14 protein-coding genes are annotated in these 15,473 nt (G+C 44.2%); 8 read left to right on the top strand and 6 right to left on the bottom strand.

Annotated elements, in window-relative coordinates; genetic code table 11:
• Positions 1-137 precede the first annotated feature (137 nt).
• Complete coding sequence (locus RT034_RS10460; protein WP_313016480.1) at positions 138-1,106, bottom strand: ketopantoate reductase family protein; 969 nt, start codon at positions 1,104-1,106, stop codon at positions 138-140.
• A gap of 85 nt (positions 1,107-1,191) precedes the next feature.
• Between RT034_RS10460 and RT034_RS10465 the strand changes: the two genes are divergently transcribed.
• The 4 genes from RT034_RS10465 to rpmG all read left to right on the top strand — a co-directional run bounded on the left by RT034_RS10465 (position 1,192) and on the right by rpmG (position 3,254).
• On the top strand, positions 1,192-1,824 hold the full coding sequence (locus RT034_RS10465) for a DUF2059 domain-containing protein (RefSeq protein WP_313016482.1): 633 nt from the start codon (positions 1,192-1,194) through the stop codon (positions 1,822-1,824).
• A complete protein-coding gene (bioD, locus tag RT034_RS10470) occupies positions 1,824-2,525 on the top strand; it encodes a dethiobiotin synthase (RefSeq protein ID WP_313016484.1) in 702 nt (233 codons plus the stop codon). Before RT034_RS10465 ends, bioD begins: the two co-directional genes overlap by 1 nt.
• Positions 2,526-2,826: 301 nt before the next feature.
• The gene (gene rpmB, locus RT034_RS10475; RefSeq protein WP_007116088.1) at positions 2,827-3,063 is read left to right on the top strand and encodes a 50S ribosomal protein L28; all 237 of its coding nucleotides are present in this window, start codon (positions 2,827-2,829) and stop codon (positions 3,061-3,063) included.
• 35 nt (positions 3,064-3,098) lie between these two features.
• Positions 3,099-3,254 (top strand): 50S ribosomal protein L33, encoded by a 156-nt coding sequence (gene rpmG, locus RT034_RS10480; protein WP_007116087.1) that lies wholly within the window; start codon positions 3,099-3,101, stop codon positions 3,252-3,254.
• Positions 3,255-3,453: 199 nt separating this feature from the next.
• Here the strand turns inward: rpmG and RT034_RS10485 are convergent, their stop codons facing one another.
• Positions 3,454-4,911 carry a C13 family peptidase gene (locus tag RT034_RS10485; RefSeq protein ID WP_313016485.1) on the bottom strand — a complete coding sequence of 486 codons (1,458 nt, stop codon included), beginning with the start codon at positions 4,909-4,911 and terminating at the stop codon, positions 3,454-3,456.
• Between the two features lie 347 nt (positions 4,912-5,258).
• Between RT034_RS10485 and nhaA the strand changes: the two genes are divergently transcribed.
• Positions 5,259-6,476 (top strand): Na+/H+ antiporter NhaA, encoded by a 1,218-nt coding sequence (gene nhaA / locus RT034_RS10490; protein WP_409566377.1) that lies wholly within the window; start codon positions 5,259-5,261, stop codon positions 6,474-6,476.
• Positions 6,477-6,574: 98 nt separating this feature from the next.
• Positions 6,575-6,979: a hypothetical protein gene (locus RT034_RS10495; RefSeq protein WP_313016487.1), complete on the top strand. Its 405-nt coding sequence runs from the start codon at positions 6,575-6,577 to the stop codon at positions 6,977-6,979.
• Between the two features lie 35 nt (positions 6,980-7,014).
• Here the strand turns inward: RT034_RS10495 and RT034_RS10500 are convergent, their stop codons facing one another.
• Positions 7,015-8,052, bottom strand: coding sequence for a LysR family transcriptional regulator (locus RT034_RS10500; RefSeq protein ID WP_007116083.1), 1,038 nt, complete (start codon positions 8,050-8,052; stop codon positions 7,015-7,017).
• A gap of 450 nt (positions 8,053-8,502) precedes the next feature.
• Here RT034_RS10500 and RT034_RS10505 point away from each other — a divergent pair, with 450 nt between their 5' ends.
• A complete protein-coding gene (locus RT034_RS10505) occupies positions 8,503-10,092 on the top strand; it encodes an isocitrate lyase (protein WP_065253181.1) in 1,590 nt (529 codons plus the stop codon).
• Positions 10,093-10,163: 71 nt separating this feature from the next.
• Here RT034_RS10505 and RT034_RS10510 read toward each other — a convergent pair whose 3' ends face one another.
• Positions 10,164-11,264 carry a potassium channel family protein gene (locus RT034_RS10510; protein ID WP_313016488.1) on the bottom strand — a complete coding sequence of 367 codons (1,101 nt, stop codon included), beginning with the start codon at positions 11,262-11,264 and terminating at the stop codon, positions 10,164-10,166.
• A gap of 142 nt (positions 11,265-11,406) precedes the next feature.
• On the opposite strand from RT034_RS10510, the gene RT034_RS10515 reads away from it, so the two are divergent.
• Positions 11,407-11,529: a hypothetical protein gene (locus RT034_RS10515; RefSeq protein ID WP_313016489.1), complete on the top strand. Its 123-nt coding sequence runs from the start codon at positions 11,407-11,409 to the stop codon at positions 11,527-11,529.
• Between the two features lie 133 nt (positions 11,530-11,662).
• On the opposite strand, the gene RT034_RS10520 is transcribed toward RT034_RS10515, so the two are convergent.
• Complete coding sequence (locus RT034_RS10520) at positions 11,663-12,196, bottom strand: chalcone isomerase family protein (RefSeq protein WP_313016490.1); 534 nt, start codon at positions 12,194-12,196, stop codon at positions 11,663-11,665.
• 218 nt (positions 12,197-12,414) lie between these two features.
• The gene (uvrA, locus tag RT034_RS10525; protein ID WP_313016492.1) at positions 12,415-15,369 is read right to left on the bottom strand and encodes an excinuclease ABC subunit UvrA; all 2,955 of its coding nucleotides are present in this window, start codon (positions 15,367-15,369) and stop codon (positions 12,415-12,417) included.
• Between the last annotated feature and the right edge of the window lie 104 nt (positions 15,370-15,473).

Below are 15,473 nucleotides of genomic sequence, written 5' to 3' on the forward strand. Positions count from 1 at the left end.
TTTCACTACGTCAATTATGGCTGGGTCTAGTGAGCATACTTTTTAGACCACAGCCCCTTTTTTTATCTGTAGTGGTTGTCCATCACTTCTATCCAGCGTTTTTTGCAACGCTTTTTTCAATAGTGCTAGGGTTGTCATTACGACTGATTGTTAGCCATTAAGGCACTAATGCCATCATATAGGATGTCATTGACCGGTGTGTCAATGCCATGCTTATCACCCAATTCACGAATTGTCCCGGCAAACAAATCAAGCTCACAGCGTCGCCCTGCTTTTAAATCCTGCCGCATCGAGGGCATGCCTTTAGGATCCAGCGCATCCATAATCGCCAGCCATTTTTTGAAATCTTCCTCGGTCAAAGTTACGCCTTCAGCGTGTGCCACTGCCATCACTTCACGCATGGCGGCTTTGAACATTTCACGCGCTTCACCCGCTTGTTGCACGGTATCAAAGGTGCCTTGATACAATGCCACAGTTTGATTGACGCCGGTATTTAGCATCAATTTGCCCCACAGCTGGCGCGGCATGTCATCGCTCACTGAGTGCGGAAAATTGACTTGATTAAAGAGGGCATCGACTTGTTGCACGCGTGCGCGTTCAGCGCTATCAGTTGTCATCGCGCCAATGACCAATTGTCCATGATCGCGATAAATCAGTTGGCTACCATTTTCCCCATTTTTTTCATGCGGCTCATTTTTCATGGCGTCCATTTGCTGCGCCACACAATACACAATGCGCTCGTCACCAAAGGCGTTTGCCAATACTTTTTCGCTGGCGATACCGTTGAGGGCAGAAACAATTAGCGTATTGTCGCCAAGTTGACTTTTGATGAGCGGTAACACCTCACTTAACTGATAAAATTTGGTACACACCATCACCAAATCGGCAGGACTTAAGTTTGAATGAGGGCTTTCGTTTGGTGTGACATAGTTGAGTTGTAATGGCTCGCCATTCACCAATAAACCTTGCTGTTGGTAGCGGTTGACACGGTCTCTATCGGCGACGATACGCAAGTTTTCAAAAGGCATATTTGGGGCTAATAAACTTGCAAATAACGCCCCTAATGAGCCAAATCCAACAATGGCAATAATCGGTGAATCGTTCATTTTTTTTCCTGTTATTTTGCGACATTGATTAGAGTTGTGATAAAGTTTAGCAGATTTTTGCACGTATTTTAAAAAAGGAATCACAATGAAATTATTAAAAATGGCTGTGTTCATGGGTTGTTTATCTATTTTGTCCTTTTCACAAGTTACCCAAGCGAAACTTACTGTCGTTGCTGGGCCATTGGCTTATCCCGCAAATCAAATTCCTAGCGATGAATCGCTAAAAAAATTGGTACAAGTTCAGCAAATGGACAAGACGTTTAGCGAGATGATGGAGCAGGCCAAGGGCGTGATGAGTCAAGCTATCGAGCAAGCGACTAAAGACAGCTTGGCTAACCAAGAACTTACCGCCACTCAGCAACAGCAAGTCCAAGATGCTATCGGTGAATTTATGCAGAAATCGATTGATCTGCAAAACCAACCGAAAGTACGTGAGCAATTTATCCATGCTTTCATCGAAACGGCAAAAACCACTTATAGCCAAGCAGAAGTTAATTCAATGATTGAATTTTATGGTTCAAATATTGGGCAATCAGTCATTGCCAAACAATCGCAATTTGGTAAAGCTTATCTTGAGAAAATTATGCCCGTTGTTATGAAAAATCAGCAACAAACTTTGCAAGAACTCATGCCAGCGTTTGAGCAAAAAATTGAAAAAATTACCCAATCAGCTCAAAAAACCACCCAAATCATTAACCATAAAGCAAGTAAGAAATAATGAATCTATCCAATGTTAACGATGCTTCATGTGCACTAAACGGCGCGTACTTTGTCACAGGTACCGACACCGAAATCGGTAAAACCACCACCACCGCGCAATTGGTCAAGAATATAGCTCAGCAAGGCAAAAGTGTCTATGCCATCAAGCCAGTCACCGCAGGCATGGAAACCGATGACAACGGGCAAACATATAGCGATGATGCAAGGCGCATTAATCAATTTGCCAATGTCAAACCACCGCTGTCTGCCATTGCGCCTATCCAGCTAGTGACTCCTTGCTCACCACATATCGCCGCGCAGCTTGATGGCGTGACACTCACCAACACCCAATTAGTCGATACCATCCATAAGTCCATCGCAGCCTATCCTGCCGATGTGATTTTGGTTGAAGGGGCAGGCGGCTGGTTTACCCCTATTAATGAGCAAGAAACGCTTGCTGATGTAGCAGCCGCGCTCAAATACCCTGTGATTATTGTCGTCGGTATCAAGCTTGGCAGCCTTAATCATGCCATGCTAACCCTACAAGCAATTTGGCAAGCAGGGCTAAAAGTCGCTTTGGTTGTTTTTAACCAATTACAGACAGACACGCCGTTTGTCGATGCGCAAATTGACTGGTTAAGTCAGCAAATTTTACGCCAGTCTACTGGGTATCAAAACCAGCCACCCTTGATGGTCAAACAAGGCGTTTTAACCCATTAAATTTTTATCCAATCACATTGCATTTTGGCATAAGTTATGGTATAAATAGCGGCTTTAAATTTACTAGCGATTTTTTGACGCTTGCTTAAAATGGTTTTGATTGACGCAAGTCAAATAACTACCCATGAGTAGCTAATTTTAAGTACGCCGCCAAAAGATTAATTATTGATTCAAACTGAGATACTCAACACTAGAATCGTTGAAACCCTAGCTTTTTTTAGCTTCAATGATATGCGAGATGTGCGAGTATCAGTTGTGACAGGCATGAGCAGCCCTCATGCACACCGATTAGGAGTAAGCCATGTCTCGAGTATGCCAAGTGACTGGAAAACGCCCAGCGGTAGGTAACAATGTTTCTCACGCAAACAACAAAACCCGCCGTCGTTTTCTACCAAATCTACACACCCATCGTTTTTGGGTAGAGAGCGAAAACCGCTTTGTTAAGCTTCGCTTGACTACCAAAGGTATGCGTATCATTGATAAAGTTGGTATTGACCAAGTTTTAACTGATATGCGTGCTCGTGGCGAAAAAATTTAATTTTTGCCTTTTCATATTCTTAGGGAGCAATTGCGATGCGTGATAAAATCAAATTAGTTTCAACTGCAGGTACGGGTTATTTTTACACCACGACCAAAAACAAACGTACCATGCCAAACAAAATGGAAATCAAAAAATTTGATCCAGTGGTACGTCAACATGTTGTATTCAAAGAAGCTAAAATCAAATAATTGACTGACACAGTCTATTTGACGCGCTATTTGATAAAAAAGTGGGTAACTCAGGTTAACCCACTTTTTTTATGTGCAAAAATTATAAAATCGCTAAAAAAATGGCAGAAAATATCAGTTGTTCCTAATCGCTACCGCGGCGGATGGTAAGACGAGTTGCAAGGCGTCTTGGCAGCTGAAATAGCCAAGGCAGCCGATGTTACTTGTGCAGTTGGTGACTACTTAAGCTATGGGCAGCGCTAGTAGCACTGGCGGCAGTCGATGGCGCTATCACAACCGCAGGTAAGGGTTTGAGACTGTTTTCAAACTCTGGCAATATCGCTTTAATAGCCTCACCCATCACCAATTGCGGCTCAGACGGTTCAAAGCCCATCATTTTTTCCCGTTCAGCAATGCGTTTGCTGGCGGCTTCAAACGCAGGTTGAAAACGGCGAAACTTGGATAAGCTTTCAGCAAAAAATGCTTGTCCAAAGTAAGTATATTCGGCTTCATTAGAACAGCCAAATGATGATTTGTTTGCCGCTGAGGCAGTAATGACTAGGGTGTCTGGCGATTTTAACTCATTGATAAATGAGCCAGAATAACAGGCGGATACCACAATGACGCGCCATTTAATGCCAGATTTATCCAATGATTGGCGTAGCCATTTGGCATCGACATTATCGAGCGCTAGCGGTGGGTTGGACATTTCAATCACTTTGTCACCCCCATGCGAGGTCAAGGTCAAAAATAGCACGTCTTCATTGACATCCATTTTTTTGGCGATACTTTGCAAAGTGCGTTCAATACTGGTTTTACTGGCAATCGGTAGCGCAGACAGGGTATTGGTGTTGTTAATGAGTTCCACCGAGCGTCCTGCTGTGCCAAATTGATGGTCAAAGTAATCTTTGGTCAGCTCAATTTCTGACCGGAACACATCTTGCTCGCCATGACCTGCGACACCCATAAAGTACCAATCATGTATAGTCGGGCGTTGCGGCTGCACGTTATTTAGCATATCAGCCAGAAGCTCAGGCTGCGCATAAAATGCCGCTTCAGTGACCACAGGTTCGACGGGGTCGGATTGAAAAATCGGCTCAGATTGCACGTTTTTTTGCCAAACACTGAGTACGGCAAACGCACCTAGCATAATCAGAACACGCTCAATCCATGACCAGCGTAATTGATTGCCAAAAATCCATAGCAGCGATAACGACTGCCAGACAAACGCCAATACGAACACAATACCAATCGTATCAAACGTCCATTCAGGTAGCCAGCCCAAGTCTGAGATAAACTGAATCAAGCTTTGCACCAGCATCATAAAGGTGTCAGCACACAGCCACAAAATCGCCGGCACAAAAATTAGCATGGCATTAAAATGCCGTTTGGCAAGAATCAATCCTGCCACTAGCATCACCATCGGCCACACCAAATAACTAATCAGCCCTTGTGGATTAAAATGGGTGGCATCTTCAGCTACCAACCACGAAAACAGCAAATTGCTCGCCAGTGCCGTCAATCCGAACAACAAAAATTGCCATACGGTGGGCTTGACCCAATAAAACGCACGTTTTGAACCTATTAGCATGTGACCCGTGGCACGGATATTAGCGATGACGTTATGTGAAAAACGTTTGAGCGGGGTTAAATCAAGATCGGTAAGAGAAGTTGGCAAAATATCCACACTGTTGAAAGGCTGATTCTAAATGGGTAGGAGAGTAGCGATAAAATGATAATACAAAATAGCGATGGGGTGTTAACAACTTTCTCAATCATTCGTGTTTAGAATGTTAACTATCAACGCTAGCAAATCATACCCCTAAAAAATTAATTTATCTAAAATAGTCAATAAATGAACAAAATTTTCTATTAAGTTAAAATTATGAAATTATTTATCAATAAAATAGATTTTATGATATAATAAAATATATGCTATGATGGTATTGTAGGCTATTTTACTTGGTTTAAGTGTGGTATGTTTCATAAATAAAAAATGGTATTAAAAAGAGTTTTAGACGGATGATAGTATTTAACCAATTTAAAAAATTTTTGGCACACGATATGGCGGCGGGTATAGTGTTGGCGTTTGCCGCTGTGTTGGCGATGCTGGTAGCAAACTCTCCGATGAGTGACATATACGAGCACTTTTTGCATCTACCCATCTCGATAAAAATCGGCTCTTTTAGTATCGATCATCACTTATTACACTGGATCAACGATGGCTTGATGGTGGTTTTTTTCTTTTTAGTGGGGCTGGAGCTTAAGCGGGAAATGCTAGTGGGTGAGCTATCAGACGTCAAAAAAGTTGTCTTGCCTGCGATTGCTGCAGTCGGTGGCATGATGGTACCTGCGATTTTTTATGCCGCATTTAATTATCAGCACGCAGATTTGATGAAGGGTTGGGCGATTCCGGCGGCGACAGATATTGCGTTTGCCTTAGGCGTGCTAACTTTACTGGGCAATCGCGTGCCCGCCGCGCTCAAGGTATTTTTGGCATCGATTGCTATTTTTGATGATATTGGCGCGATTATTATTATTGCGTTATTTTACTCATCGGGTCTGTCCATGGCGGCACTGGCTTGGGTTGGGGTATGTTTGGTGATACTGTGGCTGATGAATCGCTTTAACGTCACGCGTACCACCGCTTATATCATGATTGGTGTTTTGCTATGGGCAGCCATGTTAAAGTCGGGGCTACATGCGACGCTTGCCGGTGTGCTGCTTGCGCTATTTATCCCAATGACAGACAACAAGCACCCTGAGCATTCACCGCTCGAATCAGTTGAACATGATTTGCAGGACACAGTCAGTTTTATTATTTTACCGATTTTTGCGTTTGCCAACGCGGGCATTTATCTTGGTGGTACGGGGCTGTCCTCGCTGTTTCATACGGTACCGCTCGGTATCGCCCTAGGGCTGCTGCTCGGCAAGCCGATTGGGGTGATGTTATTTAGTTGGCTTGGCGTCAAGCTTGGGTTAGCTAGCTTGCCTACCAATGTTGATTGGCGACAAGTATTTGGTGTGGCGATTTTATGTGGTATTGGCTTTACCATGAGTTTGTTTATAGGCGGGCTTGCCTTTGCGGGGCTTGAAGTCAAGCCATTTGACGAACGACTCGGCATTATTTTAGGGTCATTATTGGCAGGTATGTTGGGGTATTTTTACCTCAAGAAAGTCTTGCCAACCCACGCGCTGACACAGCAGGTGAGTAATCCTGATGACCATACCTATATTCGCTAAGCTATTTACCCAAGGGTAGTGTAACGATAAATAAAATCTACAAATGATAGCAACGAATATTGCTATCATTTTTTTATATCAATAATAAGGAAAACACCATGCTAACTAACAAGATAATGGGTAAAAAGGCCGCATGGTTGGGCGGGGCTGTGGCGATAATTGGTCTATTGGCGAGTTGCGCCAGCGTCGCGTACCAATCGCTGCAAAATGGCAAGTTAAACGATATCAAAGAAAGCATTGAGAGTGTACCCAAAAAAACGTTGACGCTAAACGGCACATTTACCCAAAGCTTAGAGCAATCTGAATTTAATGACGGTACGACCAAATACCATGTATTTGACCCAAACAACCTGTTAGCCGAGTATGCCAAAGCGCAAGGTCAAACGGGCGTGTCGATTAGTTTACCTGTCTGTATTGAAGGGCGGGTAACTGAAAAAGGACGTTACGGACATTTAGGAAAATATCCGTATGAGCTGTGGGTGGATAAAATTTGCCAGTCCTAGACCAGTCCTAGATAAGCAGTTTGTCTGACCATCCTTTATTGACGGTCAGGATCAATTTCAACCAAATCAATAGGCTGGGTATGCAGCGAACCGTCTTGAATCGCAGTCTGTAGCGGATACTTGATGCGCTCTTCGGCGATGATTTGTCGCGACACATGTTGAATCAACTGACGTAACCAACGATGCGCAGGGTGATGCTGTAATAGCGGCGACCATGCCATCGTCAATTCAAACTCTGGAATAAAAAATGGCGGCTCTTTAATTACGATATCATCATTATTTGCTTGCATTCGCGCTACCCGAGTCGGCAGCGTGGCAATTAAGTCTTTATTGGCGGTGAGCATGGCAGGCATCTGATAGTGACGGGTAAAGACACTGATTTGACGTTTTTGACCGAGGCGTTGTAACGCCGCATCAATCGAGCCAAGTCCACCAGATTTTTCGGGATTCACCCCAAAACCCACCCCCATCCCTGTTTTAGAGACCCAAACGTGCTGAGCTTTAAGATAATTTTTTAGGTTAAAGCGATTGACATACGGACTATCAGCCGACAACAAACAACTAAAAGTATCACGCCAAATCAGCACTTGGTGAAAGCTTTGCGGTACCTCGTTAAAACGATTAATCGCCAAATCAACCCGACCTTGTTCCATATCTCGATATGACACATCTGAAGGCGTTAAGAAGTCCAAAATCACGTTTGGGGCTTCACTGCGCAGCGCTTTAACTAGCCTAGGCACCAGTGTTGCTTCGGCATAATCTGACGTCATAATCCGAAACACACGACTTGAGGTATAAGGACGAAACTCAGTACGCGGCTCTAATAGCTGGGTTAAATCCGCTAACAATTCGCGTACGCGCGGCTGTAATTCAAGCGCCCGCTCCGTCGGCGTCATGCCTTCAGATGAACGAATCAACAAGGGATCATTAAACAACTTACGCAAACGACGTAAAATATTACTCATGGCGGGCTGGGTAATGCCGAGTTGCTCAGAGGCTCTGGTGACGTTTTTTTCTCGAAGTAACACATCAAGATGCACCAAAAGGTTCAAATCCACACGTTGTAAATCCATAAATTACTGTTTGTCTAGTTAAAAGTTAAGAAAAAAAGGCTAAAACCGCTAGTTTTAACAGGGCTAAAACCTAGCAATAAAATTTAAGTTATTGATTGTATTATACTATATTTTAAATAAATACTAAAGATACGAATCATTAAATAGCTAAATTATGAATTAAAGGGTATAGTGCATTCATTCCATTATTTAAGCCAACTTAAAGCTTTATTAGTGCCAAAATAGAATTCTTAATTTTAACAGACTATTTAATATCACTGTAAGAAATATCACGTATTTTGTTAAAAAAATTGTTATGCTATTTGGCTATTTCGCTTGTTTCTTAAACATTATTTCTATTTTCGGTGTTTAACACTTGCTAAATACTGGCTTATTTAAGACTTTTGCTATTATCACAATACAACAATCATCCTAAGTTTTTTATCCCACCGTCCTCAATAGGAGACTGCTATGTCAACTTACGTTTCAGCGATTGACCATATCCGCGAACTAAAAGCCAAATATGGTAACTGGAAAAACATCAGCGAAAATGATGCTGCGCGTTTGGTTATCCAAAACCGTTTCAAAACAGGTTTAGAAATCGCTCAATACACTGCCGACATCATGCGTCGTGACATGGCAGCTTATGATGCTGATAAATCAAAATACACCCAATCTCTTGGTGCATGGCATGGCTTTATCGGTCAACAAACCATGTATGCGGTTAAAAAATACTTCGGTACTACTGAACGTAAATATATCTACCTTTCAGGTTGGATGGTTGCTGCGCTTCGTTCAGAATTTGGTCCACTACCTGACCAATCTATGCACGAAAAAACCGCTGTGCCAAAATTAATCGAAGAAATCTACACTTTCTTACGTCAAGCGGACGAAAAAGTATTAAACGATTACTTCCGTGAATTAAATGCGGCGCAAGAAGCAGGTCAAGACACTAAAGCCATCTTAGACAAAATCAACAACTTTGAATCACACATCGTGCCAATCATCGCTGACATCGACGCAGGTTTTGGTAACGAAGAAGCAACTTACTTGCTCACCAAACAAATGATCCAAGCCGGTGCTTGTGCTATCCAAGTTGAAAACCAAGTATCAGACGCCAAACAATGTGGTCACCAAGATGGTAAAGTGACCGTACCACACGAAGACTTCATCGCAAAACTTAACGCGATTCGTTATGCGTTCTTAGAGCTTGGCATTGATAATGGTGTAATCGTTGCCCGTACTGACTCTGAAGGTGCGTCATTAACGCAAAAACTTCCTGTGTCACGTGAGCCAGGCGACCTTGCTTCACAATACTTAGACTTCTTAGAAGTTGAAGAAGTGACGTTAGAAAATGCAAGCGAGTACGATGTGCTATTAAAACGTGATGGCAAATTGGTTCGCCCAACTCGTATGCCAAACGGCTTGTACTCATTCCGCGAAGGCACCAACATTGACCGCGTAGTACTTGACTGTGTGACTGCACTTGAAAACGGTGCTGATCTACTATGGATTGAAACGCCAACACCAGACGTCGCGCACATCAAATCAATGACTGACCGTATCGTTGCGCAAGTGCCAGATGCTAAACTGGTTTACAACAACAGCCCATCATTCAACTGGACGCTTAACTTCCGTAAACAAGTCATCGCAAAATGGGAAAAAGAAGGCAAAGACATCTCAGCTTACGACAAAGCAAACTTAATGTCTGCTGACTACGACAATACTGAGTTGAATGCTGCTGCTGATGAACTAGCACGTACCTTCCAAGCTGATGCGTCACGTGAAGCCTGTGTATTCCACCACTTGATCACCCTACCTACCTTCCACACGGCGGCATTAAGTACGCACCAGTTGGCAAAAGGTTACTTCGGTGACAAAGGTATGCTAGCTTACGTTGAAGAAGTACAACGTAAAGAACTCCGTGAAGGCGTTGCGGCAGTTAAGCACCAAGCTATGGCTGGCTCTGACATCGGTGATGACCATAAAGAAATCTTCTCGGGTGAGAACGCATTGAAAGCGGGCGGCGCCAAAAACACTGCCAACCAATTTGGTCACTAATGCTTCATTGATTGATTGATTAACAAAAACACCTCACGGCATGTGGGGTGTTTTTTTATGAGCGGATAAAATTAAATGGTTTGCATAATTTCTTGGTAGCGAAGTTGGAATTTTTTGATAAAATCAATGGTGGTTTGAATACCCATAAACAAAATAATATACGGGTTTAAACTATTTTCGTTCGACAGCTCAACCGCTTTATCACTTGGATATTCACTGATAAGTAACATGTCTTGCTGACGCTGAGCTTGGATATCCGCAAGTTGTTGCTCAAAGTTTGGCTCCGCGAGCACATAACTACTGGAGTCATAGGATTTGATATCACTTAAATACTGGATACAAATCGACTCCAAATCTGCCCAGCGATAAGTTTCGGTTTCACGTACCAAATTTTCAATACTATTGACCAATTCATCCAAGGCTTGATAATAGTACCAAATCAAAGGCTTACGCGGGTCATCGGTCAAGCGCGCTGAGGCATTAAATAAGTGCTGTAAATTAGTAAATGCTAGCGTTTCGGGAATAGGCTCATGAATACCAATAAGCTGCTGGGGGACTTTGGCGTCAGGCGCCGCGGGCAAATCAGGCGAGCGGTTTAAATTAGCGCGACCCTCACGGTCAGATTGCGCCACCGGGGTTTGCTCTGATTCTATGCCCAACAGTTGATTAACCCGGTTTAGATAAGTATTCATGTTAAGCGTAATCAAACTATCATGACTGTGCAGGCGCGCGAAGGCATAAGAGATTTCTTTTCTCGCTTCATAGGCGTCCATCAGATTGCTCATGTTTTCTTCACGCTGATAAGTAATCGCATTTAAAAACAAACCTGCGGATACCACCCCAATGGTCGCTTCAATCATCACAAACGCCCGTGTAAAGGTATTGGTTGGGGTAATATCGCCAAACCCAGTGGTGGTCACCGTGATGGTACTAAAATACATGGCTTCCAAAAAGCCCACGTTTTCATGATTAAACTGCATATTTGGCAAGGTACTGTACAAAAAGCCAAATAGCGGAATCAGCGTCAAATAGATAGTGCCATACACAGCAGGCGGCAACGAAAAAATATCATCGCGCACGATAGGTTTAGCAAGCTTATTGAGGGTAAAGGTTTGTGGGGTGTTACGGGTTGATATGATTGGTTTAGGGGACTTTTGCGCAAGTGGTTTCATAAGCTGCCTGATTTTTTTTTGCTTTAGACTAGCATAGCCATCCAAAAAGAAACATAGTATTGTAGTAACCCCTGATGGACGATAGGGTAAAAGAATCAAAGCAAAAAAATTGCCGCTATTGGGATAAAAAATTGGGATAAAAATGAAAAACACCAACTTGCTTGTTATCGAATCAAAGAAAACTAGGCAGGTAAGGGATGAATGCCCAGTTATCCTAGTAGGTGACGCCAAACGTATCAATCATGCCATCGCTATTCATCTTTAAAATAGGGTTGCAATAAACACAACCCTATTAAAGCCAGTAAAAAAGTTACGGCCACTATCAATTGGCTAGATTAACTCCCGATGCTTGATGGGAAGTCTAAAATATGGGAAGTGTAAAAATAAGCAGTGTAACATTAGTGCTGACCTAGCAAATCCTTTTTCATCTCAAGTGATATAGGATTATCGCCTAACCAAGCACGAAGAATAGCTTGGTCAAAGCCTTCTTCTTTGATATAAGGAAGATCGCCAACCTCATCATAATTTAAACGAACGCCATGCTCTGGCGAAAACTCAATCGTAAACATCGCCCCTTCTTTGATGGTGTTGGTTTTGAACAACTCACCAAACACGTCATCAATCACTGAGGCGATTTTCTGATATTCTTTTGCGCTACTATTCGCTCTGATGCCGTCTTTGAAGGCACTTTCCAGTAATGAGCCTTTGATATTGCGGCGAGACACCATGCGCAATTGCTTGGCATATCGTGAGGTAATGGCTGTTTCGGCATCTTCAGTCATTTCACCCAAGTATAGGGCAATATCATAGATACCAATCATAAATTTACTGCGAGCGCTAATACCATTTCGCACACAGATTTGACCATCTAGTTTTAGGGTAGGGGGAAATAGGGTTTCAAGATCGTTGGTTTTTCCTTTAAATAAAATCATCCTAGCATCCTTATCGTTCCTTGACGTTTTTTTGTCCCTGGATAATGTCGCAATATCCTTATCTCGTTTCATTGTGTGAATATTGGGGCGAAATGTAAAGTATTATCAATGAACAACAAGTCATAGAGCGATGATTGGTTAAAAAAAGGGTTAGACGACAACGTACTAACCCTCACCGCTAACCTTATGCCTGTAACAGACTTATACTTGTAACAAACTTAGGCTTGCAACATCGGTTTTAAGAATCGCCCTGTGTGTGAGCGCGCGTTTTCCGCTACCTCCTCTGGCGTGCCCTCAGCGATAATCTCACCACCGCCCGAACCGCCCTCAGGGCCCAAATCGACAATCCAGTCTGCTGTCTTAATCACATCGAGATTATGCTCAATCACCACCACGGTATTGCCTCGGTCACGTAGCGTATGCAAGATGTCGAGGAGCTTGGCGATATCATGGAAATGCAAACCTGTCGTCGGCTCATCGAGCACATACAAGGTTTGACCGGTATCACGTTTAGACAGCTCTTTGGCAAGTTTCACCCGTTGCGCCTCACCACCCGATAAGGTTGGTGCAGACTGACCCAAGCGAATATAACCCAAGCCGACTTCTTGTAGGGCTTGCAAACGGCGGTAAATCGCTGGAATCGCCTCAAAAAATTCCGCTGCATCTTCCACCGTCATATTGAGCACGTCATTGATATTTTTGCCTTTATAAGTGATTTCCAGGGTTTCACGGTTGTAGCGTTTGCCTTGACACGCATCGCAAGGTACATACATATCAGGCAAAAAGTGCATCTCGACCTTAATCAAGCCATCGCCTTGGCAGGTTTCACAGCGCCCGCCTTTCACGTTAAAGCTAAAGCGTCCTGCTTGATAGCCACGAGCTTTGGACTCGGGTACTTGGGCGAATAGGTCACGAATCGGACTAAATACGCCCGTGTAAGTCGCAGGATTGGAGCGAGGGGTACGCCCAATCGGGCTTTGGTCGATATCAACGACTTTATCTAAATGTTCTAGCCCAGTGATACTGTCAAACTCTTCGGCAACATGGGTGGTGGCATTATTGAGCTGCGTGGTTGCTAGTGGCAATAAGGTGCGGTTGATTAAGGTCGATTTACCCGAACCCGACACGCCTGTGATGGCGGTAAATACACCAATAGGCAAGTTTAAGGTTACGTTTTTAAGGTTGTTACCTTTTGCCCCTGTCAAGGTCAGCATCAAGGGTTTGGCTTCGACTTTACCTTTTTTGGCTTTTTCTTTCTTCTCGCTTTCCGCTTTTTTCGCTTGGTTTTTGGTTAACGGAATGGCGGAGTCTTGCATTTTTTCATATTTGTCGTCATTGGCGACTTTGGCTCGGTGACGCACGGTTGGCACTGCGATTTTCTTTTTGCCCGATAAATATTGACCCGTCAATGATTCGGGATTTTTGGCAATGTCATTTGCCGTTCCTTCTGCAATGATACTGCCACCATGTACACCAGCACCCACACCCACATCGATGATATGGTCGGCTAGGCGAATGGCATCTTCGTCATGCTCGACGACAATCACGGTATTGCCCAAATCACGTAAGCGAGTCAACGTTTGCAGCAGTCGGTCATTGTCACGTTGGTGCAAGCCGATTGATGGCTCATCGAGTACATACATCACGCCCATCAAGCCTGCCCCGATTTGGCTAGCAAGGCGTATCCGCTGGGCCTCACCGCCCGATAGGGTTTCGGCAGAGCGGGCAAGGGTGAGATAATCCAAGCCCACACTCACCAAAAATTCCAACCGCTCACGGATTTCTTTGATAATTTTGGCGGCGATTTCGCCTTTTGCGCCCTCAAGTTTTAATTGCTCGTAATACGCCATCGCTTCGCCAATCGAAAGCTTGACCATTTCGGCAACGGTACGGTCGCTGACTTCCACATGGCGAGCGATTTCGTTTAAGCGTGAGCCGTGACAGGCATCGCAGGTGGCATCGGCAAGGTATTTAGCAAGCTCGTCTCGCACGATGCTGCTTTGCGTGGTGCGGTAACGGCGCTCCATATACGGCAACACTCCTTCAAATGGCACGGTTTTGGTGGATTTGCGCCCCCGTTCATCGACAAAGTTAAAAGTCATTTTGTCTTTACCAGAGCCATGTAAAATGACATCTTTGTGCTTTTTATCCAGTTGTTGCCACGGCGCTTCCATATCAATACCGTAATGCTCGGCAACGGTGGTCAGTAAGCCAAAGTAGTAGGCATGGCGTTTATCCCAGCCTTGAATCGCGCCTTGGTTGAGCGATTTTTCAGGATGCCCGATGATTTTTTCGGCAGCAAAATATTGGCGTTTGCCCAAGCCATCACACACGGGACACGCGCCATACGGGTTGTTAAAACTAAACAATTTTGGTTCAAGCTCAGCAACCGAGCGATCGCAGACAGGGCAGCTATGTTTGGCGGACAAAATTTTATCCTCAAACTCAGCGTCCATGTCATGCAAGATGGCAATATCGCTACCCAGTCGTAAGGCGGTCTCCAAACTTTCGGCAACCCGATTACCCAAGTCATCCCGCACTTTGAAGCGGTCAACCACCACATCAATGGTGTGTTTAAAGGTTTTGGCAAGCGGTGGCACATCGTCAATATCATAAATCTCGCCATCGACCCGCAGCCGCACAAAGCCTTGCCCTTTTAGCTGTTCCATCAACTGGATATGCTCGCCTTTGCGGTCATCGACGACGCGCGCGAGAATCATCAGCTTGGTATCTTCGGGCAATGCCATGACGGTATCGACCATTTCGGTGACGGTTTGCGCGACCATCGGCAGGTGGTGTTCTGGGCACATGGGTGTGCCGACACGGGCGTACAGCAGACGCAAATAGTCATAAATCTCAGTAATGGTACCCACCGTGGAGCGGGGATTATGGTTGGTGGATTTTTGCTCGATGGCGATGGCAGGTGACAGCCCTTCGATGCTATCGACCTCGGGCTTTTCCATTTGTGATAAAAACTGGCGAGCGTAAGCCGATAAGCTCTCGACGTAGCGGCGTTGTCCTTCGGCGTATAGGGTGTCAAAGGCTAGGCTCGACTTGCCCGAGCCTGATAGGCCTGTGATGACGACGAGTTTGTCTCGTGGGATGTCGATGTCGATGTTTTTGAGATTGTGGGTGCGTGCGCCACGAATTTTGATTGCGTCGTGCTGTGCCATATTGTAAATCTTTTAAGTTTTTAATTTTGCAAATTTTATGGGGAGTTTTTGGAAGGTTTCAAGTTAGATAATAGAAGTAAACATTCAGTAAGTTTTCATTGATA

The sequence above is a fragment of the Moraxella sp. CTOTU48841 genome (assembly GCF_032061225.1).
Classification (GTDB): domain Bacteria; phylum Pseudomonadota; class Gammaproteobacteria; order Pseudomonadales; family Moraxellaceae; genus Faucicola; species Faucicola cinerea.

Excerpts from the sequence above, each read along its gene's own strand:
- RT034_RS10460 (WP_313016480.1), bottom strand. The coding sequence starts at position 1,106 with ATGAACGATTCACCGATTATTGCCATTGTTGGATTTGGCTCATTAGGG.
- RT034_RS10465 (WP_313016482.1), top strand. The coding sequence starts at position 1,192 with ATGAAATTATTAAAAATGGCTGTGTTCATGGGTTGTTTATCTATTTTG.
- bioD (WP_313016484.1), top strand. The coding sequence starts at position 1,824 with ATGAATCTATCCAATGTTAACGATGCTTCATGTGCACTAAACGGCGCG.
- rpmB (WP_007116088.1), top strand. The coding sequence starts at position 2,827 with ATGTCTCGAGTATGCCAAGTGACTGGAAAACGCCCAGCGGTAGGTAAC.
- rpmG (WP_007116087.1), top strand. The coding sequence starts at position 3,099 with ATGCGTGATAAAATCAAATTAGTTTCAACTGCAGGTACGGGTTATTTT.
- RT034_RS10495 (WP_313016487.1), top strand. The coding sequence starts at position 6,575 with ATGCTAACTAACAAGATAATGGGTAAAAAGGCCGCATGGTTGGGCGGG.
- RT034_RS10500 (WP_007116083.1), bottom strand. The coding sequence starts at position 8,052 with ATGGATTTACAACGTGTGGATTTGAACCTTTTGGTGCATCTTGATGTG.
- RT034_RS10505 (WP_065253181.1), top strand. The coding sequence starts at position 8,503 with ATGTCAACTTACGTTTCAGCGATTGACCATATCCGCGAACTAAAAGCC.
- RT034_RS10510 (WP_313016488.1), bottom strand. The coding sequence starts at position 11,264 with ATGAAACCACTTGCGCAAAAGTCCCCTAAACCAATCATATCAACCCGT.
- RT034_RS10515 (WP_313016489.1), top strand. The coding sequence starts at position 11,407 with ATGAAAAACACCAACTTGCTTGTTATCGAATCAAAGAAAACTAGGCAG.
- RT034_RS10520 (WP_313016490.1), bottom strand. The coding sequence starts at position 12,196 with ATGATTTTATTTAAAGGAAAAACCAACGATCTTGAAACCCTATTTCCC.
- uvrA (WP_313016492.1), bottom strand. The coding sequence starts at position 15,369 with ATGGCACAGCACGACGCAATCAAAATTCGTGGCGCACGCACCCACAAT.